This window comes from Ralstonia sp. 25C (assembly GCF_051904805.1).
Taxonomy (GTDB): domain Bacteria; phylum Pseudomonadota; class Gammaproteobacteria; order Burkholderiales; family Burkholderiaceae; genus Ralstonia.
Map to the genome: position 1 here is coordinate 487807 of NZ_CP196737.1, position 17435 is coordinate 505241.

Sequence of the window (17435 nt, forward strand, 5' to 3'; positions counted from 1 at the left end):
GCGAAGAAAAGGAGCAGCGGCGCCTTACAGCACCGCGTCCTTGCGCACGCCCTGCGAGGCGAAATGCCGCTTGAGCTTGACCAGCGCTTCTTGCTGGATCTGGCGCACACGCTCGCGCGTCAGCCCCATTTCAGCGGCGAGTTCTTCCAGCGTGGCAGGCTCGATGTGGTTGAGGCCGAAGCGGCGCTCGACCACATAACGGTGCTTGTCTGACAGACGTGCCAGCCACGACTTCATCAGTTGCGACAACTCGCGATGCGCAACTTCCTGATCCGGCGAAGCGCCGTGCTCATCCGACAGGAAATCGAGCAAGCTCGTACCCGGATCGAGATCGAACGGCGTATCGAGCGAGGTCGTGTGCTCATTGAGTGAGAGCACGTCCTGCACTTCGTCCGTCGTCTTGCCGAGCAAGTGGGCGATATCTTCAAGGCTCGCGTCGCGGCCATCGACACCGCTCTTTTCCAGATGGCGCTTGGCGCGCAGCACCTGGTTGAGCTCGCGAATCACGTGCACCGGCAGACGCACCGTACGCGCCTGGTTCATGATCGCGCGTTCAATGCTTTGGCGAATCCACCATGTCGCATAGGTCGAGAAGCGGAACCCGCGCTCCGGGTCGAACTTCTCGATCGCGTGCATCAAGCCAAGGTTGCCCTCTTCGATCAGATCAAGCAGTGGCACACCGCGGTTCAAATACCCCTTCGCGATGCTCACGACCAAGCGCAGATTGCGCTCGATCATGACCTGTCGAGCCGGAAACTCCCCGGCCTTGGCCAGCGTCGAGAAATGCAACTCCTCGGCCGGCGTCAGCAGCGGCTTGATGCTGATGCGATTCAGGTAGTGCTGAACGGTGTCGGCAGCAAGCTCCGCTTGCAGCACCTTGCGAAAGTCTTCCTCAGGGGCGGCTTCTTCTGCCTCCTCGGCGTCTTCCTCGTCCTCATCGGGCTCGTCGATCTCTGCGCTATCGGCAAGGTCCGCTGATTCGCGGACGGGCGCGTCGTCGATCAGCGTATCGACGACTTCAATCTCTTCAGCCGGGGATTGTGTGGCGCCGCGCGCGCGCCGCCCCGCACGCCCATTTGGGGCGCTTTGGCCATCTGCAGCGTCGATGTTGTCATCGACGGGGGTGGCGGGCGTGGCGGCTTTCTGGCGCGGCATGCATTCCTCTATTGAGGCGGAAGGAAGCGCATCGGATCGACCGGCTTACCGTTGCGGCGCACTTCAAAATGAAGCTTCACGCGATCCGCATCGGTACTACCCATCTCGGCGATCTTTTGCCCTTTCTTAACCGTGGATTGCTCGGTGACCAGAACCTTTTCGTTGTTGCCGTAGGCGGTCAGGAACGTGTCGTTGTGCTTGATGATGACAAGATTCCCGTACCCACGCAAGGGTCCGACGTGGATCACTTTTCCGTCATCGGCGGCGAGCACCGCGTCACCGCGTTTGCCGCCAATGTCGATGCCTTTATTGCTCTTGTCATCAAAGCGATTGATGAGCGAACCGCGTGCGGGCCACGCCAATGCGATCGCGCTGTCGCTTGCCCCGGCAACGGCGCCGGACGAAGCCGCCGTCGTTGGGGTAGCAGGCGTTGAATCGACCGGTTGCGTAGCCGTATTGGGCGGGCGAACCGGCGTAACGACGGCGCCACTGCTGCTGACGTCGGCGTTGGGCGGCACCACGCGGATCAACTGATCGACTTCGATCTGATTCGGATTGGCGAGGTTGTTCCAGGCCGTCAGATCACGCGCTGACTGGCCGTTGCGCAGGGCGATGCTGTACAAGGTATCGCCGCGCTTGACCCGATAGTAGCCGGGGGGCGGCGGCTCCTGCGATGCGGCGCTCGTGCTGCCCGCACGCGAGGTGCGGTCGAGAACAGGCGCTTGGTTGCCGGAGGATGCGCAAGCCGCCAGCAGCGCGGTCGACACCATTGCCACAGCGAGCCGGCTGGCGCCGAAGCTTAGGCGACTCGGGCTTGGACGGTTCATGAAGCTCCGGGAAATGAACATGCTAAACAGTTCCTGATTTTAACGGGACAAAGAAAACGCCTTCAAGGGCAGTACTGTGAAACTGGAAGCGGCTGCTGCGCTCGATCAGCACAAGCTGCTGCGCCGGGCCGCCGCTGCGCTCGGTGGCAACAGGCGCGATCAAACGGCCACCAATAGCGAGCTGATCGAGCAGCGCCTGGGGCACTTCCATTCCGGCGGCGGCCAGGATGATCGCATCGAAAGGCGCCGCCTTCGGCAAGCCCAGCATGCCGTCGCCGTAGTGCAGACGGATGTTTGGCACACGGAGTGGCCGCAAGTTCGCTTTCGCTTTTTCATGCAGCGGGCGTACGCGTTCGATCGAATACACCTCATCGGCCAGTTGCGACAGCACAGCGGCTTGGTAACCGCAACCGGTTCCGATCTCCAGCACACGCGCAAGCGGTGCACCCTGGCGCGCCGGCCGCTGGCGCATCAGCAATTCGATCATGCGCCCCACCACTGAGGGCTTCGATATCGTTTGCTGATGCCCAATCGGCAACGCGGAATCTTCATAGGCCTGGGAGGCCAGACCGGCATCCACAAACAAGTGACGCGGCACCGAACCGATGGCTGCAAGCACCCGTGCATCGCTGACACCGGCCGCTTGTACGCGGGCGACCAGCGCCTGACGCGCGCGATCCGATGCCATGCCGCCCGCCGCTGCATGCGCTGCCTGCGTACGTGCCTGCACAGCGCTTGCGGCAACGGCCCCCACCGCGGCATCGACGCCGGCAACGCGCTGCGGCGCGGGCGCTGAAGCAGACCCAGCCGCCACACGTTCCACCGAAGCGGTGCGCGCAGGCGTCGGCCGCGACACAGCGCTCACGCCGGACGAAATACGCGTCTCACGCTGACGCTCCACCGGCTTGCGTTCGACGACAGCATCGAGCGGCAGAGGAAAGCGCCGATCGCGCGAACGTTCAGACATGGGCCACCGTGGCAATCATGACGTCTGCCAGCGGCGCACTGCGCGCAATTGCGCCGTGTCGGTCAGATCGAGCTGCAGCGGCGTCAACGAGACAAAGCCATTGGCGACGGCATGGAAATCGGTGCCTTCGCTGGCATCTTTCGCGTCGCCGGCGGCGCCGACCCAGAAGATCGGTTCGCCGCGCGGATTGGCCTGACGAATCACCGGTTGCGATTGGTGCCGCTTGCCCAGGCGCGTCGCACGCCAGCCCGCCAGTTCGCTGTAGGGCAGATTGGGAATGTTGACGTTGAGCAGCACCGAGCCGTCGAGCGGATCCGTCAAGTAACGTTCCACCACTTCGCGAGCCACGCGCTCGGCGGCATCGAGATGCGTCCAGCCTTTGTCGACCTGCGAGAACGCAATCGACGGAATACCGAACAGATAGCCCTCGATGGCGGCGGCGACGGTGCCCGAATACAGCACGTCTTCGCCCATGTTCTGGCCCTGATTGATGCCGGAGACGACCAGATCGGGGCGCTCCTCGATCATGCCGGTCAGCGCGATGTGCACGCAGTCCGTTGGCGTGCCGTTGACGAAGCGGAAGCCCTTCTGTGCCCCTTCGGAGGCCTCGAACACCGACAGCGGACGCTGCAGTGTGAGCGAGTTCGATGCACCGCTGTGGTTCTGTTCCGGCGCGACCACCGTCACGCGGCCCAGGGGCTGCAGCGCGCGGTGGAGCGCGGCGAGCCCCGGCGCGAGGTATCCGTCGTCATTGGCGATGAGAATATGCATGGCGCGGATTGTAACCGAGCAACGTTCATGAATCGCGCTCATCCGCACGTTGTACGTGCTTACAAAAATGCATTGCCAAGACGCTCGAAAGCGGCACTAAAGACGGGGCACCATCGAAGCGAACGACCGTGCTTTTATTCGGTTACACTGCCAGACGAAATCGCGTAAGAAGCACGCGAGATGACGAACAATCCAACGCTAGATTGATCAGGAGACACACTATGAAAGCCGTCGTCTGCAAAACCTGGGGCCCGCCCGAGTCGCTGGTGATTGAAACGTTGCCGGACCTGACGCCTGGCGCTGGCGAAGTCGTCATCGACGTGAAAGCCGCGGGGGTGAATTTTCCCGACGTGCTGATCATCCAGAACAAATACCAGTTCAAGCCGGAGCTGCCGTTTACGCCGGGCTCGGAAGTGGCGGGCGTGGTCAACGCGGTGGGCGAAGGCGTGTCGCACGTGAAGGCCGGCGACCATGTGATCGCGTTCCTGGGCCACGGCGCGTTTGCCTCGCAGGTGAAGGCATCGGCCAAAGTGGTGATGCCAATGCCGCCCGGCGTGGCGTTCGATACCGCTGCGGCGTTCACCCTCACCTACGGGACGTCGCACCACGCGGTAGTCGATCGCGGGCAACTGAAGGCCGGCGAGACGATGCTGGTGCTGGGCGCGGCGGGCGGCGTCGGGCTGGCGGCGATTGAAATCGGCAAGGCGATCGGCGCGCGCGTGATTGCGGCAGCGTCCACCGACGAGAAGCTCGCCGTTTGCAAAGACCACGGCGCCGATGCGCTCATCAACTATTCGACCGAAGACCTGCGCGAGCGCATCAAGGAACTGACCGACGGCAAGGGCCCCGACGTCATTTACGACCCGGTGGGTGGGATCTACGCGGAACCGGCGTTCCGTTCGATTGCCTGGCGCGGACGCTATCTGGTGGTCGGTTTTGCCAACGGCGAGATTCCGAAAATGCCGCTGAACCTGGCGCTGCTCAAGGGTGCATCGCTGGTGGGCGTGTTCTGGGGCGAATTCGTGCGCCGCGAGCCGAAGGCGAATCTGGCGAACATGATGCAAATGCTCGGCTGGATGCAGGAAGGCAAGATCCGGCCGCATATTTCGGCGCGCTACCCACTGGAGCAGACGACGCAGGCGCTGCTCGATATGGCGGCGCGCAAGGTGACGGGCAAGGTGGTGATCCAGCCGTAAGCGCATCCACGCTGAACGAAAAAAACCGCGCCGGGCAGCAAACCCCGCGCGGTTTTTCTTTGGGCAACGTCCGATCAGGCCGCTTCTTCCAGCGTCGGGTAGTCGGTGTAGCCCTTTTCCTGGCCGCCATAGAAGGTTGTGCGATCCGGCGTATTGAGCGACGCACCTGCACGGAAGCGCGCCACCAGGTCCGGGTTGGCGATGAACGGACGACCAAACGCAACCGCATCGGCCAGACCCGAGGCGACCATCTGCTCGCCCTCTTCCGCCGTGTAGTTGCCGCAGACGATCAACGTGCCTTTGAAGGCGTCGCGCAGTTGGCGGCGGAAATCGCCAGACAACTCCGGACCGCCCGCCCAATCCGGCTCGGCGATGTGCAGATAGGCGATGCCGCGCTTGGTCAGTTCACGCGCGAGGTACAGCGCGCTTTCTTCAGCTTGCGCATCAGCAATATCGTGTGCAACGAAATGCGGCGACAGGCGGATGCCGACGCGATCAGCACCGATCTCGGCGATAGCGGTGTCGACCACTTCGAGAATCAGTCGTGCGCGGTTTTCCAACGAGCCGCCGTATTGGTCCGTGCGCTGATTGCTGTTGGTGGAAAGGAACTGGTGCAGCAGATAGCCATTGGCTGCGTGGATTTCGACAAAATCGAAACCGGCGCGGCGTGCACGCAGCACGGCCTGGCGGTATTGCGCGATGACGCCCGGGATTTCTTCCGTGGCCAGGGCGCGCGGCTCGCTGGTCGGCTCGTTGCCGGGGGTGCCGTCGGGGTGGACGACGAAACTCTGCGCGCCCTTGGCGACGATGGCCGACGGCGCAACCGGCGCCTGGCCATTTTCCTGCAGCAGCGTGTTGGAGATGCGGCCCACGTGCCACAGCTGTTGCGAGATGCGGCCACCCTTCGCGTGCACTGCGTCCACCACCGCCTTCCAGCCGGCTTCCTGCGCGTCGGTGTACATGCCAGGCGTCCACGCATAGCCCTGGCCCTGGCGGGAAATTTGCGTGGCCTCTGTCACGATCAGGCCGGCGCTGGCGCGTTGCGCGTAGTAGGTCACGTTCAGCTCCGTCGGCACATCGCCGGGTTGGCCTGCGCGTGAACGCGTCAGCGGCGCCATGACGACGCGGTTGGCGAGGGTCGTATGACCGACCTGAACGGGGGACAGCAATTGTTGGGTCATATCAGCTCCTGAGAGAGAGACTATTCGACCGGTCATCTAGAACCGGAGTGAAAGAAAAAGCGAGGAACGTGCCTCGCTGGCAAATGCATTCGGTTGCGCTCAATGTGCGGGTTGAGCCAATAGGACCTCGGTTTGCGCAACACAGCTCTGAAATGCGTCAACCGTTCGGTGCGCCTTGGCCAGCAGCGCGCCACCCATCCACATTGCGTACAACCCTTCTGCCAGGCTGCGTGCGTCTGCAACGGGAGCGAGCGAACCGTCGGCCACAGCGGCCTCGATGGCCACGGCAATGCGATCGACCATCCGAGTCATCCCTGTCGACAAGACTTTGCGCATCGGCTCCGACAAGTCGGACACCTCGCCCGACAACTTGACCGCCATGCAGGTGACCTCACACGCGCTGCGCTCATGCAGATCAATCCAGGCGGCGAAATAGCGCAATAGCCGTTCACGTCCGGTCAGGCGCGTGTCGTTGAACAAGCTGACCACACCGGCGTCGTAGTCCTGGAAATAGCGCTCCAACATGGCGACGCCAAAGTCTTCCTTGGACCCGAAGTAGTAATAGAACGAGCCCTTGGGCACCTGCGCACGGCCGAGAATCTCCGCCAGCCCGACGGCCGAAAAGCCGCGCCCGAGGATCAGCTCGGCACCGGCGTCCAGAATGCGATCGCGGGTGTCATGCCGGGCTTCGGCGCCTTCAACGGTGACGGGTTCGGGGTGCTTGCTCATGGTGAATTGCATTGTAGTAGACCGACCGTCTAGTTGCATGACCCTGCTCGGTGCAGGGTCGATGTGACGATGCCGTCTTTAGAGTTTTTCCGTTTCGCCAGTTTTGGGCTGCCAGCGCATCAAGCGTTTTTCCACCAGGCCGACCAGCCAGTCGAGCACCAGTGCGAACACGGTCAGCACGACGATGCCGGCAAACACGGTGTTGATGTCGAACGTGCCTTCGGCTTGCAGGATCAGATAACCGACACCGCGCGCGGAGCCGAGGTACTCCCCCACCACCGCGCCCACAAAGGCCAGACCGACCGAGGTATGCAGCGACGAGAACACCCAGCTCGTCGCGCTCGGCAGATAGACGAAGCGCAGCAGTTGTCGCTGCGATGCGCCCAGCATGCGCGCATTGGCCAGCACGACCGGGCTCACCTCCTTCACGCCCTGGTAGACGTTGAAGAAGACGATGAAGAACACCAGCGTCACCGCCAGCGCGACCTTCGACCAGATACCGAGCCCGAACCACACGCCAAAGATCGGCGCGAGGATCACGCGCGGCATTGAGTTGGCGGCCTTGATGTACGGATCGAGCACCGCGGATGCTGCCGGGCTCAGCGCCAGCCACAAGCCGGCACCCAAGCCACTGGCCGTGCCGATAACAAACGCCAGCACTGTCTCAGCCAGCGTCACGCCGAGGTGCTGATAGATATCGCCTTCGGTCACGAACCATGCCCAGATGCGCTGGGCAACGATGAGCGGTTCACCGAAGAAGAACGCGACTTCCTGCGTGCGCGTGGCGAAGTGCCACACACCCAGCGTGACGACCAACAAACCAAGCTGCCAGCTGCGCAGCGCGAAGGGGGAAAGCGGACGATTAGCCATGAGAAAGAGTCCTGAATCGGTTCAAACCGGCTTCTGATCCGTAGCGAGCGCGCCGAGGTTGGTTCGAGAAGCGCAACCGTACATGGGTACGGTGAGCATCGCAGAGCCAAGATCGGGGCGCGCAGTAGGATCAGGAGCCGGTTTCAAGCCACGCGGCGGTGTTGCGCGTAGCCCTTGAGCACTTCTTCGCGCAGCACATCCCAGATGCGCGAATGCAGATCAACAAAACCGGCCTGGTCGCGGATCTCCGCCACATCGCGCGGGCGCGGCAGGTCGATCGTGAATTCGCCGATCGGGTGCGTGCCGGGGCCGGCTGCCAGCACAACCACGCGGTCACTCATGGCAATGGCCTCGTCCAGATCGTGCGTGATGAAGAGCACCGCCTTGCGCTTGGCGGCCCAGAGGTCCAGCACCTCGTTCTCCATCAACTGGCGGGTCTGGATGTCGAGCGCGGAAAACGGCTCGTCCATGAGGATGATGTCCGGGTCGAGCACCAGCGTTTGCGCAAGGCTCACGCGTTTGCGCATGCCGCCCGACAGTTGATGCGGATAGCGGTCTTCAAACCCTGCCAGGCCCACGCGCGCCAGCCACGACATCGCCAAGTCGCGCGCTTCCTTGTCGGGCATGCCGCGAAACTCCAGCCCTGCCAGCACGTTATCGAGCGCGCTGCGCCACGGCATCAGCGCTTCGGCCTGGAACATGTAGCCGGCGCGGCGGTTGATGCCAACCAGCGGCTCGCCAAACACCCTCACTTGCCCGGACGACGGCTGCAACAAGCCCGCCGCCAAGTTCAGCAGAGTGGATTTGCCGCAGCCGGTCGGGCCGACCACCGAGACGAACTCGCCGGCTTGCACATCCAGCGTCGTGTTCTGCACGGCGGTGTAGCGCTGGCCGGGGTTGTCGGGTGAGAGGAAGGTGCAGGTGATTTGATCGAACGAAAGCGCGGGATGGGGCATGGGGAATCGTCCAAAGCAATGCGCCCGGTGGGGACCGGGCGCATCGTGAAACTCCGAAAGGCTTACTTGTACTTGGCGTTGGCCTTCTGCACGAAGGTGTTGGTGAAGGTCTGGTCCAGCTTGATCGGCTTGCCCTTCACCTCGGCGTCAAATTCCGCGATCGTGTGCAGCGCTGTGGCCGGGCCGTCGGCAGGCATCGTGCCATCCGGCGAGATGGCCTCGCGCACCTTGTCCCACGCAGCCAGGTACAGCGCGCGGTCACCCAGCAGATAGGCTTCCGGCACGGTCTTGACGATGTCCGATGGGCCCGCCTTCTGCAGCCACTTGAGCGCGCGCACCATGGCGTTGGTCATCGCCTGCGTGGTGTTCGGATTCTTCTGGATGAACGCGGTGGACGCATACAGGCAGCCGGCCGGCATGTTGCCGCCGAACACCGCCTTGGTATCGGCCAGCGTGCGGGTATCAGAAATCACGCGCACTTCGTTCTTTTGCGTGAGCATCGACATCACCGGATCGAGGTTGGCCAGGGCATCGATCTGGCCGGCACGCACGGCGGCAATCGCACCGCTGCTCGGGCCGACGCCGATGATCGATACCTCGTTCGGCTTGATACCGGCGCGCGCCAGCACGTAGTTGACCATGATGTTGGTCGACGAGCCCGGCGCGGTTACGCCGATCTTCTTGCCTTTCAGATCGGCGATCGACTTGTAGTTGAGCATCGTCTTGTTGTTGACCGCCAGCACGATCTGCGGGGCGCGGCCTTGCAGCACGAACTCCTGGTACATCTGGCCTTTGGCCTGCAGCACCAGCGTGTGCTCGTAAGCGCCGCTCACCACGTCGGCACTGCCGCCCACCACGGCCTGCAGCGCCTTGGCGCCACCGGCAAAGTCGACGATCTCCACGTCCAGGCCTTCATCCTTGAAGTAGCCCAGACGCTCGGCAATCGTCAGCGGCAGATAGTAGAACAGCGCCTTGCCGCCCACCGCGATGGTGACCTTGCTCTTTTCAGGCTTGCCCTGCGCCAGAGCGACAGGGCTGGCGGCCAGCAGGCTCGCTGCGCACAGGGCTGCGCCCATCCATTTTGCCCAGCGGCCGATGCCTCGTGTCCCCATGCTCATCTCCTGGAATGCGTTGTTCTCTGCGGCGGCGATTGCCTTGGCGGCGATATTACCGCAACGGTTTGCCACACAACATGCGGGATGGTCCTAGCTGCGTAGTGCTTAGCCCTTGGCCTCTGCAACGATGCCTTGCGACACCAGCGCGTCGATCTGTGCATCGGTCAGGCCATGGCCGCGCAGCACGTCGCGCGTGTGCTGGCCCAGGCGCGGCGCGCTCGCCTGCACGGCGCCCGGCGTGGCGGAAAGCTTCGGCACCACACCCGGCATCTCGACGTCGATGCCCGACTGCGCGCGCACCGTCTCGATGACGCCGCGCGCGCGGTAATGCGGGTCGGCGGCAATATCGGCGATGGTGTAGATCGGGCCGCTGGGCACTTCAGCTTCGTGCAGCGCGGCCAGCACGTCAGCGATGGGCAACGTGCCCGTCCAGGCGTTGATGGCAGCATCAATTTCTTCCGCACGGGCGGCGCGGCCATCGTTACGAGCGAGGCTTGGATCATCTGCCAGATCCTGCCGACCCATCTTCAGCATCAGGCGGCGGAAGATGTTGTCGCCGTTCGCGGCGATTAGCACATACTCGCCGCCCGCACAGCGATACGCGTTGGATGGCGCTATGCCCGGCAGCGCCCCGCCGGCCGGCTGGCGAATCGCACCAAACACCGAATACTCGGGCAGCAGGCTCTCTGTCAGGTTGAACACCGATTCGTACAACGCGACGTCGATCACCTGCCCCTTGCCGCCGCGCGCATCGCGTTCGTACAAGGCCAGCAGCACGCCCAGCGCGCCGTGCAGGCCGGCAATCGTGTCGCCCAGCGATAGGCCGGCACGCGCGGGCGGACGTCCCGGCTCGCCGGTCAAATAGCGCAAGCCGGCCATGGCCTCGGCAATCGCCGCAAAGCCAGGCTCGTCGCGCTTCGGGCCGGTCTGGCCGTAGCCCGACACGCGCAGCATGATCAGCTTCGGGTTGATGGCGGAGAGCGCCTCGTACGACAGGCCCCACTTCTCCATCGTGCCGGGGCGGAAATTTTCGATCAGCACATCGGCCTCAGCGGCCAGCTTGCGCACGACGTCCTGTCCTTCCGGCACGCGCAGGTCCACGCAGACGGACTGCTTGTTGCGCGACTGCGCCTCCCACCAGACCGAGGTGCCCTCATGCAGCATCCGCCATTTGCGTAGCGGATCGCCCTGCCCCGGCGGCTCGATCTTGATGACCTGCGCGCCAAAATCGGCGAGTGTCTTGGCGGCAAATGGGCCCGCAATCAGTTGCCCGAGTTCGAGCACGCGGATGTTCTGCAAAACCTGTGTCGACATGGTGGTACGAAGCACGTTGAATTCAGAGCGCGGCAGGATTGCCGAGCAGATGGGTCATCAGGAGGCGCGCGGAGCTGGTCAGCGCATCGGGATCGCGCACGCCGACGAGCAAGCGGCGATGCGCCCATTCGTCTTGGAGCGGCACCAGCGCGAGGCCGGCACCCGGCAAGCTCGACACATGCCCTTGCGCCGCGATGCGCGGCAGCACCCCCACGCCAAGACCGGAAGCGACCATGCGGCAAACGGCTTCAAAGCTGCGCACCTGAATGCGCAAACGCAGCGGCTTGCCCAGGCGCTGGCTTTCTTCGAGGAGTTGCGCGGCCAGTGACGTTCCCGGCGGCAGGCTGACGAAATCGAAGTCCACCGCATCAGCGAAGCTCACCTGCTTGCGACCGGCCAGCGGATGGCCACGCGGCGTGACCAGGGCGAGATCGTCCTCGCGGTAATCGAACGATTGCAGCCCCTCGCATGGCGTGCCGGCCGCGAAGATGCCGAGGTCTGCCCGGTTCTCGCGCAGCGCAGCCACGATGTCGCCGCTGTCCTGCTCTTCCAGGGCAATGCGGATGGCCGGATTGGCCAGCATGAACGCGGCCAGGTCATCGGCCAGGAACTGCGTAATCGACGAGGTGTTGGCCCACACGCGCACCAGGCCACGTGTGCCGGCGGCGAAGTCGGACAGTGCGCCAGCCATGCGCTCGACATCCTGCAGGATGCCCACGGCGTGGCGGAAGCACGCCTGCCCCGCCTCGGTCAGCTCCACGCCGGCGGCGTGGCGATACAGCAGCGGCGCACCCACGGCGGCTTCGAGGTCGGAAATCCGCTTGCTGGCCGCAGCCACCGCCAGGTTCGACTGCCGCGCGCCGGCCGAGATACTGCCCAGCCGGGCCACCGCCACAAACAGGCCGAGGGTGACAAGATCGAAGCGGGCAAGGTTCATCGTGGGTGCCGAAGGTGGGAAATACACAACATCCAATACGACATCGAGGCACGTTCCGTGCGTGTTTCATCCGGCCTTCATCCACCCACGGTTACCATGGCGGACTTTTGGCCGTCCCCGATCCGAGAAAAGGATTCTAACGGCCTTCGCTCCCCTTGCTGCCGCTTGTCGTCATGATGCCGCCGTTCCACGCCCGCCTCTCTCGCCTGACCGCCCTGTCGCCCGTCTTTGCCCTGATGCTGTGCGCCGGGCACGCCTTGGCGGACGACAACGCATCAAGCTGGGCGATCAACGATCCGGACCGCTTTGCCGTGCACGGCCAGGCCACCTATGTGTGGCAGCACGACTTGTCGTTCCACTCGCCGTACAGCGGCCAGAACAGCCTGTCCGGGCAATCCACCACCAGCTATTCGGTCACCACCACGCTCGACTTGGGCATGCGCCTGTGGCAAGGCGCGGAAGTGCATATCAACCCGGAAGTCGCCTTCGGCAAGGCCTTCTCGGAATTGCACGGCCTGGGCGGCTTCAGCAACGGTGAACTGGCCAAGACCGCTGGCGCCGACCCAACGGTCTACCGCGCGCGCGCCTTTTTCCGCCAGACGGTCGGCCTGGGCGGCCCGGGCGGCGATAGGGAAGACCAGGAAGCTGAGATGAACCAGTTTGCCGGCCCGGTCGACAAGCGTCGCTTGGTCTTCACGGCAGGCAACTTCTCCGTGCTCGACGTATTCGACAGCGTGACCTACGCCCACGACCCGCGCACGCAATTCCTGAACTGGTCATTCCTCACGCACGGCGCCTTTGACTATGCCGCCGACGCCCGCGGCTATACCTCAGGCGCCGCGCTGGAGTACTACGACGGCGACTGGGCCTATCGCCTGGGCCGCTTCATCCAGCCGATCGAGTCGAACGGTCTGGCACTGGATACCCGCGTCGTGCGCCACTACGGCGACGTCTTCGAAGTCGAGCACAGCCATACGCTGGCAGGCCAGCCAGGCAAGCTGCGCGTCATGCTCTTCCGCAACAAGGCCAACATGGCGCGCTATGACGATGCCCTGGCACTCGGCCAATCCACCGGAAGCGCGCCGGACATCAACCTCGTGCGGCGCGAGAACACCAAGGTCGGCATCGGCATTGGCGGCGAACAGCAGCTCTATGACGACATCGGCCTCTTCGCGCGCGCTTCGTGGGCAGATGGCAAAACGGAGACGTATTCGTTTACGGAAATCGACCGCGCCATCTCATTTGGCGCCGTGGTCAGGGGCAGCAAGTGGGGCCGCTCGGAAGACACCGTCGGGCTGGCGGCGGCCATCAACATGCTGTCGCCGGATCACCGTCGCTATCTGCAGCAAGGCGGCATGGGCGTCTTCCTGGGGGATGGCAAGCTGAACTACGCGCCCGAGCAGATCGTCGAGGCGTTCTACAGCTTCCAGGCGGCCAAGCATCTGTGGGTTAGCGCCGACGTGCAGTGGATTCGCAACCCCGGCTACAACGCGGATCGCGGCCCCGCGGTGTTCTTCGGTACGCGCCTGCACACCGAATTCTGACGAACTGGCGCCAGCACCGGCGCCGGCTCAAAGCTGGCGCCGATCCAGCACCGCGCGGGCGATGGTGCCCGCATCCACATACTCCAGCTCACCGCCCACCGGCACACCACGCGCCAGACGCGTCGCCTTGATGCCGCGCGCCTTGAGCATCTCCCCAATGTAGTGGGCCGTCGCCTCGCCTTCGCTGGTGAAATTGGTGGCAAGGATGACCTCGGCGCATGGCCCGCCCAGCGCCGGATCGGTCGCGCGGGCCAGCAAGCGTTCGAGGTGAATCTCCTTCGGGCCGATGTTGTCCAGCGGCGAGAGCCGCCCCATCAGCACAAAGTACTGGCCGCGATAGGTCAGCGTCTGCTCGATCATCATCTGATCGGCCGGTGTTTCCACCACGCACAGCACGGACGCATCGCGACGCGGGTCGAGGCAGGTTTCGCAGACGTCCTGCTCGGTGAAGGTGTTGCAACGGCTGCAGTGCTGGATGGACTCGGCAGCCTCCCCCAGCGCCTGCGCCAAGCGCGCCGCGCCGTCGCGATCATGCTGCAGCAAGTGATACGCCATACGCTGCGCAGATTTAGGGCCGACGCCCGGCAGCACACGCAGGGCCTCGACCAACATCTGCAGCGCCGATGGCGTGCCAGGACCGTTGCGCATCAGGGGTGCTCCGCAACCGCCGTGTAGTGCAGCACTTCCGGCATTGGGTCGTAGAAGTGATGCAACAGGGCGCGCCAGCGCTGGTATTCCGCTGATTGCCGGAAGCCCACGGTGTGGTCTTCCAGCGTCTGCCATTGCACCAGAAGGAGGTAGTCGCTGGGCTTTTCCACGCAGCGCGACAACGTCAACGAAATAAAGCCCCGCATCGCACCGATGATGTGGCGAGCCTCGTTAAAGGCGGCCTCAAACGCTGCCTCCTCACCCGGCTTGACATGCAGCAGCGCGGATTCCAGCACCATGGCGCGATCCTGAATTTAGAACGGCAGCTTGAAGCCCGGCGGCAGCATGCTCGCCATGCCACCCAGGCCCGACGTCAGCGAGCCCATCTTCTCTTGCGTGGTGGCCTCGGCCTTGCGCACGGCATCGTTGAACGCCGCGGCAACGAGGTCTTCCAGCAGTTCCTTGTCTTCGCCTTCGGCCACGAGGCTCGGGTCGATCGACACGCGCTTCACGTCGTTCTTGCAAGTCATCACTACCTTCACGAGGCCGGCGCCGGACACACCTTCCACCTCGATCAGGGCGAGCTGCTCCTGCGCCTTCTTCATGTTTTCCTGCATCTGCTGGGCTTGCTTCATCAGCCCGGCGATCTGGCCTTTCATCATGGTCGTTGCTCCTTGGAATGGGTCATACAAAGCGCGCCGCTCGTGTGGGCGCGCCGGTGTTCAATGTTCAGACGTTGAGACGATTCAGTGCGCGTGCGGTTGAATCGAACCGGGGACGACCTGCGCGGCAAAGTCGCGCACCAACGCCTGGACAAACGGGTTAGCGGCGATGGCGTCTTCGGCATTGCGTTGCCGCTCGGCACGCTGCTCAGCATCCACGGCGGCGGCGGTAGCGCGCGCGGCACCGATATCGCACGTCACACGAACGGGCGTGCCGAAGTGCTCTGTCAGCGCCGCCTCAAGTCGTTCGACGACGTTTGCCTCGGTCAATGCGGGCAGCGGCAAGCGCAAGCGCATCGTGACGCCTTCTACGGCGACCAACTCACTTTGGTAAGCCAGCTGCTGCGCCAAACCGCGCATTGGCAGGCTGGCCGCCAGCGCAGGCCAGTTGCCATCGAACGTGGTGAGGCTGCTGGCGCTCAAGTCAGGCGGCGTCGCCGCGGCGACAGGCTCCGGCGTGGCGGTCTTGGCCGGCACGGGCACTGCAACCGGTGCTTCGATCTGCGCAGGACGCGCTACGGGCTCCGATGTGCCAGGGCGCGTGCTCGAAGCGGAATCCCAGCCGGCAAACGCGGCATCCATCTCTTCAAACGAAGGGGACGCAAATTCGCCAGGCATTTCGTCCCAGGGCGGCGGGCCATCATCGACGGGCTTGGCAGCCACAGGCGGCTGCTCACGGCGCGGCGGCGGGGAGGCCGGCGCCGCAACCGGATTCGCGGGATTCGCCGTATTCGGACGCGGCCCCGCAGCGGGAGCGGCTGGACGTGCGACCGGCGCAGGCGCGGCCATCGGTGCCGCTGCTGGCGCCGAAGCACCGCCACGGCCACGGCTCGATGCCTGACGCGCAGCCGCCAATGCCTCCATGGCCGGCGAGCGACGCACCGGCGCGGCCGGTGTGGCTGCAGGCGCCTCAGCAACCGCGACCACTGGCGCAGGTGCCGGCGGGCTTGCCTGATACGTTGCGCGCGGCGTCTCCACTACGGGTTCCGGGCGCACCGCCACCGGCGCTGCCTGGGCAACCGGCGCCGCCATCGGCGCAGTCGCCGTCACCGCCGGACGCGTCGATGCAGCCGGCGCCGCTGCCAACGGCATCGCTCGCTTGCCGCCGCCACCCGAAGGCGGTGTCACGTCCCCGCCCGACTGCCCGGGCTGGAACGCCAGCATGCGCAGCAACGTCATCGTGAAGCCAGCGTATTCGTCCGGCGCAAGCGCCAGTTCATTGCGGCCCAGATTGGCGAATTGATAGAACAGTTGCACCGATTGCGCATCGAAGCGCTCGGCCAGGCGGCGCACATCGTCGGCCTCAGGCCAATCGTCCTGCACGGCAGCGGGCACGACCTGCGCCAGCGCAATCTTCTGCAGCAGCGATGCGAGATCCTGCAGCGCGCCCGAAAAGCTCAGGCTGCGCCCGGCCATCTCATCGGCAATCTCGACGAGCCCGGCGCCGTTCTCGTCGGCCAGCGCATCGAGCAGGCGCACTAGGTAACTCTGATCAATCGCGCCAAGCATGCCGCGCACGGCGGCTTCGCTCACCTCGCCCGCGCTATACGCGATGGCTTGGTCGGTGAGCGATAGCGCATCGCGCATCGAACCCTGAGCGGCCGCCGCCAGCAGGCGCAGCGCATTCGGCTCGTGGGCGATCCCTTCCTCGCCGAGAATGCGATCGAGGTGGGACACGATGTGCCCGGGCGGCATCTGCTTAAGGTTGAACTGCAGGCAGCGCGACAGCACCGTCACCGGAATCTTCTGCGGGTCGGTGGTCGCGAGGATGAACTTGACGTGCTCGGGCGGCTCTTCCAGCGTCTTCAGCATCGCGTTGAAGGCGTGGTTGGTCAGCATGTGCACTTCGTCGATCATGTAGACCTTGAAGCGGCCGACCGTCGGCGCGTAGACCGCGCGGTCAAGCAGCTGTGCCATCTCGTCGACGCCGCGATTGGAGGCGGCGTCCATCTCGATGTAATCGACAAAGCGCCCGGCATCGATTTCCGTGCACGCGCGGCATACGCCACAGGGCTGCGCGGTGATGCCGCCCTGCCCGTCCGCGCCCACGCAATTGAGCGATTTGGCAAGGATGCGCGACAGCGTGGTCTTGCCGACACCGCGCGTACCGGTGAACAGGTAGGCGTGGTGCAGGCGCTGCTGTTCGAGCGCATGCGTGAGCGCTTTCACCACGTGTTCCTGACCGACCAACGTGGTGAAATCGCGAGGGCGCCACTTGCGGGCGAGCACTTGATAACTCATGCGGCGGATTGTAGCAAAGCGAAGTGGATTTCCGACGTGCATTCCGAGGGGTCAACCCGCGTGTGCGCCGAGCGAATTGCAAGGATATTCAGGTGGGGATACGCGAGTCGGTTACAATGGCGGTCGGACGGGCCTCCTCGCATGGTGGCGCGGTCAACCTGGTCAGGTCGGGAACGAAGCAGCCACAGCCGTTTCCTGCCAGTGCCGAGGGTCAGGCTCGTCCCCCTTCTTATCTCCCTTCCGCATCACCCTTCCCCTTTTC

Annotated in this window: 17 protein-coding genes and 1 other RNA gene; 3 read left to right on the forward strand and 15 right to left on the reverse strand. The window is 64.3% G+C overall.

Annotated features, from left to right (window positions below):
* Window positions 1-24: 24 nt before the first annotated feature.
* Genes rpoS through surE form a run of 4 tightly spaced genes read right to left on the reverse strand, consistent with a single transcriptional unit; the run spans window position 25 to window position 3720 of the window.
* On the reverse strand, window positions 25-1155 hold the full coding sequence (rpoS, locus tag ACS7SF_RS02175) for an RNA polymerase sigma factor RpoS (RefSeq protein ID WP_439891482.1): 1131 nt from the start codon (window positions 1153-1155) through the stop codon (window positions 25-27).
* A gap of 8 nt (window positions 1156-1163) precedes the next feature.
* Window positions 1164-2003 carry a peptidoglycan DD-metalloendopeptidase family protein gene (locus tag ACS7SF_RS02180; protein ID WP_439891483.1) on the reverse strand — a complete coding sequence of 280 codons (840 nt, stop codon included), beginning with the start codon at window positions 2001-2003 and terminating at the stop codon, window positions 1164-1166.
* 1 nt (window position 2004) lies between these two features.
* Entirely contained in the window at window positions 2005-2949 is a 945-nt protein-coding gene (locus tag ACS7SF_RS02185) for a protein-L-isoaspartate(D-aspartate) O-methyltransferase (RefSeq protein ID WP_439891484.1), read from the reverse strand.
* A gap of 15 nt (window positions 2950-2964) precedes the next feature.
* Window positions 2965-3720: a 5'/3'-nucleotidase SurE gene (surE, locus tag ACS7SF_RS02190; protein WP_439891485.1), complete on the reverse strand. Its 756-nt coding sequence runs from the start codon at window positions 3718-3720 to the stop codon at window positions 2965-2967.
* 221 nt (window positions 3721-3941) lie between these two features.
* Here surE and ACS7SF_RS02195 point away from each other — a divergent pair, with 221 nt between their 5' ends.
* Window positions 3942-4916, forward strand: coding sequence for an NADPH:quinone oxidoreductase family protein (locus ACS7SF_RS02195; RefSeq protein ID WP_439891486.1), 975 nt, complete (start codon window positions 3942-3944; stop codon window positions 4914-4916).
* A gap of 74 nt (window positions 4917-4990) precedes the next feature.
* On the opposite strand, the gene ACS7SF_RS02200 is transcribed toward ACS7SF_RS02195, so the two are convergent.
* The 7 genes from ACS7SF_RS02200 to ACS7SF_RS02230 form a co-directional block, all read right to left on the reverse strand.
* Window positions 4991-6097 (reverse strand): alkene reductase, encoded by a 1107-nt coding sequence (locus tag ACS7SF_RS02200; protein WP_439891487.1) that lies wholly within the window; start codon window positions 6095-6097, stop codon window positions 4991-4993.
* 99 nt (window positions 6098-6196) lie between these two features.
* Window positions 6197-6826, reverse strand: a complete 630-nt coding sequence (locus ACS7SF_RS02205) for a TetR/AcrR family transcriptional regulator (RefSeq protein WP_439891488.1) — start codon at window positions 6824-6826, stop codon at window positions 6197-6199.
* A gap of 78 nt (window positions 6827-6904) precedes the next feature.
* Window positions 6905-7696, reverse strand: coding sequence for an ABC transporter permease (locus ACS7SF_RS02210; RefSeq protein ID WP_439891489.1), 792 nt, complete (start codon window positions 7694-7696; stop codon window positions 6905-6907).
* A gap of 143 nt (window positions 7697-7839) precedes the next feature.
* A complete protein-coding gene (locus ACS7SF_RS02215) occupies window positions 7840-8652 on the reverse strand; it encodes an ABC transporter ATP-binding protein (RefSeq protein WP_439891490.1) in 813 nt (270 codons plus the stop codon).
* A 62-nt stretch (window positions 8653-8714) separates the two neighbouring features.
* A complete protein-coding gene (locus tag ACS7SF_RS02220) occupies window positions 8715-9764 on the reverse strand; it encodes an ABC transporter substrate-binding protein (protein ID WP_439891491.1) in 1050 nt (349 codons plus the stop codon).
* A gap of 108 nt (window positions 9765-9872) precedes the next feature.
* Entirely contained in the window at window positions 9873-11081 is a 1209-nt protein-coding gene (locus tag ACS7SF_RS02225; protein ID WP_439891492.1) for a CaiB/BaiF CoA transferase family protein, read from the reverse strand.
* A gap of 22 nt (window positions 11082-11103) precedes the next feature.
* Window positions 11104-12018 (reverse strand): LysR substrate-binding domain-containing protein, encoded by a 915-nt coding sequence (locus ACS7SF_RS02230; protein ID WP_439891493.1) that lies wholly within the window; start codon window positions 12016-12018, stop codon window positions 11104-11106.
* A 173-nt stretch (window positions 12019-12191) separates the two neighbouring features.
* Between ACS7SF_RS02230 and ACS7SF_RS02235 the strand changes: the two genes are divergently transcribed.
* Window positions 12192-13562 (forward strand): carbohydrate porin, encoded by a 1371-nt coding sequence (locus ACS7SF_RS02235; protein WP_439891494.1) that lies wholly within the window; start codon window positions 12192-12194, stop codon window positions 13560-13562.
* Window positions 13563-13589: 27 nt separating this feature from the next.
* Here the strand turns inward: ACS7SF_RS02235 and recR are convergent, their stop codons facing one another.
* The 4 genes from recR to ACS7SF_RS02255 all read right to left on the reverse strand — a co-directional run bounded on the left by recR (window position 13590) and on the right by ACS7SF_RS02255 (window position 17173).
* A complete protein-coding gene (recR, locus tag ACS7SF_RS02240) occupies window positions 13590-14210 on the reverse strand; it encodes a recombination mediator RecR (RefSeq protein WP_439891495.1) in 621 nt (206 codons plus the stop codon).
* Entirely contained in the window at window positions 14210-14509 is a 300-nt protein-coding gene (locus ACS7SF_RS02245) for an antibiotic biosynthesis monooxygenase family protein (RefSeq protein WP_426393789.1), read from the reverse strand. The genes recR and ACS7SF_RS02245 overlap by 1 nt, the downstream gene beginning before the upstream one ends.
* Window positions 14510-14524: 15 nt before the next feature.
* Window positions 14525-14872 carry a YbaB/EbfC family nucleoid-associated protein gene (locus tag ACS7SF_RS02250; RefSeq protein ID WP_048934264.1) on the reverse strand — a complete coding sequence of 116 codons (348 nt, stop codon included), beginning with the start codon at window positions 14870-14872 and terminating at the stop codon, window positions 14525-14527.
* 84 nt (window positions 14873-14956) lie between these two features.
* The gene (locus ACS7SF_RS02255) at window positions 14957-17173 is read right to left on the reverse strand and encodes a DNA polymerase III subunit gamma/tau (RefSeq protein ID WP_439891496.1); all 2217 of its coding nucleotides are present in this window, start codon (window positions 17171-17173) and stop codon (window positions 14957-14959) included.
* Between the two features lie 126 nt (window positions 17174-17299).
* Between ACS7SF_RS02255 and ffs the strand changes: the two genes are divergently transcribed.
* Window positions 17300-17398, forward strand: an RNA gene (ffs, locus tag ACS7SF_RS02260) — signal recognition particle sRNA small type.
* The last annotated feature ends 37 nt before the right edge of the window (window positions 17399-17435 follow it).

What these genes read in the sequence shown, in the direction of transcription:
- ACS7SF_RS02185 (WP_439891484.1), bottom strand. Translation starts at nt 2,949, where the DNA reads ATGTCTGAACGTTCGCGCGATCGGCGCTTTCCTCTGCCGCTCGATGCT.
- recR (WP_439891495.1), bottom strand. Translation starts at nt 14,210, where the DNA reads ATGCGCAACGGTCCTGGCACGCCATCGGCGCTGCAGATGTTGGTCGAG.
- ACS7SF_RS02230 (WP_439891493.1), bottom strand. Translation starts at nt 12,018, where the DNA reads ATGAACCTTGCCCGCTTCGATCTTGTCACCCTCGGCCTGTTTGTGGCG.
- ACS7SF_RS02250 (WP_048934264.1), bottom strand. Translation starts at nt 14,872, where the DNA reads ATGATGAAAGGCCAGATCGCCGGGCTGATGAAGCAAGCCCAGCAGATG.
- surE (WP_439891485.1), bottom strand. Translation starts at nt 3,720, where the DNA reads ATGCATATTCTCATCGCCAATGACGACGGATACCTCGCGCCGGGGCTC.
- ACS7SF_RS02215 (WP_439891490.1), bottom strand. Translation starts at nt 8,652, where the DNA reads ATGCCCCATCCCGCGCTTTCGTTCGATCAAATCACCTGCACCTTCCTC.
- ACS7SF_RS02220 (WP_439891491.1), bottom strand. Translation starts at nt 9,764, where the DNA reads ATGGGGACACGAGGCATCGGCCGCTGGGCAAAATGGATGGGCGCAGCC.
- rpoS (WP_439891482.1), bottom strand. Translation starts at nt 1,155, where the DNA reads ATGCCGCGCCAGAAAGCCGCCACGCCCGCCACCCCCGTCGATGACAAC.
- ACS7SF_RS02180 (WP_439891483.1), bottom strand. Translation starts at nt 2,003, where the DNA reads ATGTTCATTTCCCGGAGCTTCATGAACCGTCCAAGCCCGAGTCGCCTA.
- ACS7SF_RS02245 (WP_426393789.1), bottom strand. Translation starts at nt 14,509, where the DNA reads ATGGTGCTGGAATCCGCGCTGCTGCATGTCAAGCCGGGTGAGGAGGCA.
- ACS7SF_RS02225 (WP_439891492.1), bottom strand. Translation starts at nt 11,081, where the DNA reads ATGTCGACACAGGTTTTGCAGAACATCCGCGTGCTCGAACTCGGGCAA.
- ACS7SF_RS02200 (WP_439891487.1), bottom strand. Translation starts at nt 6,097, where the DNA reads ATGACCCAACAATTGCTGTCCCCCGTTCAGGTCGGTCATACGACCCTC.
- ACS7SF_RS02210 (WP_439891489.1), bottom strand. Translation starts at nt 7,696, where the DNA reads ATGGCTAATCGTCCGCTTTCCCCCTTCGCGCTGCGCAGCTGGCAGCTT.
- ACS7SF_RS02195 (WP_439891486.1), top strand. Translation starts at nt 3,942, where the DNA reads ATGAAAGCCGTCGTCTGCAAAACCTGGGGCCCGCCCGAGTCGCTGGTG.
- ACS7SF_RS02205 (WP_439891488.1), bottom strand. Translation starts at nt 6,826, where the DNA reads ATGAGCAAGCACCCCGAACCCGTCACCGTTGAAGGCGCCGAAGCCCGG.
- ACS7SF_RS02255 (WP_439891496.1), bottom strand. Translation starts at nt 17,173, where the DNA reads ATGAGTTATCAAGTGCTCGCCCGCAAGTGGCGCCCTCGCGATTTCACC.
- ACS7SF_RS02235 (WP_439891494.1), top strand. Translation starts at nt 12,192, where the DNA reads ATGATGCCGCCGTTCCACGCCCGCCTCTCTCGCCTGACCGCCCTGTCG.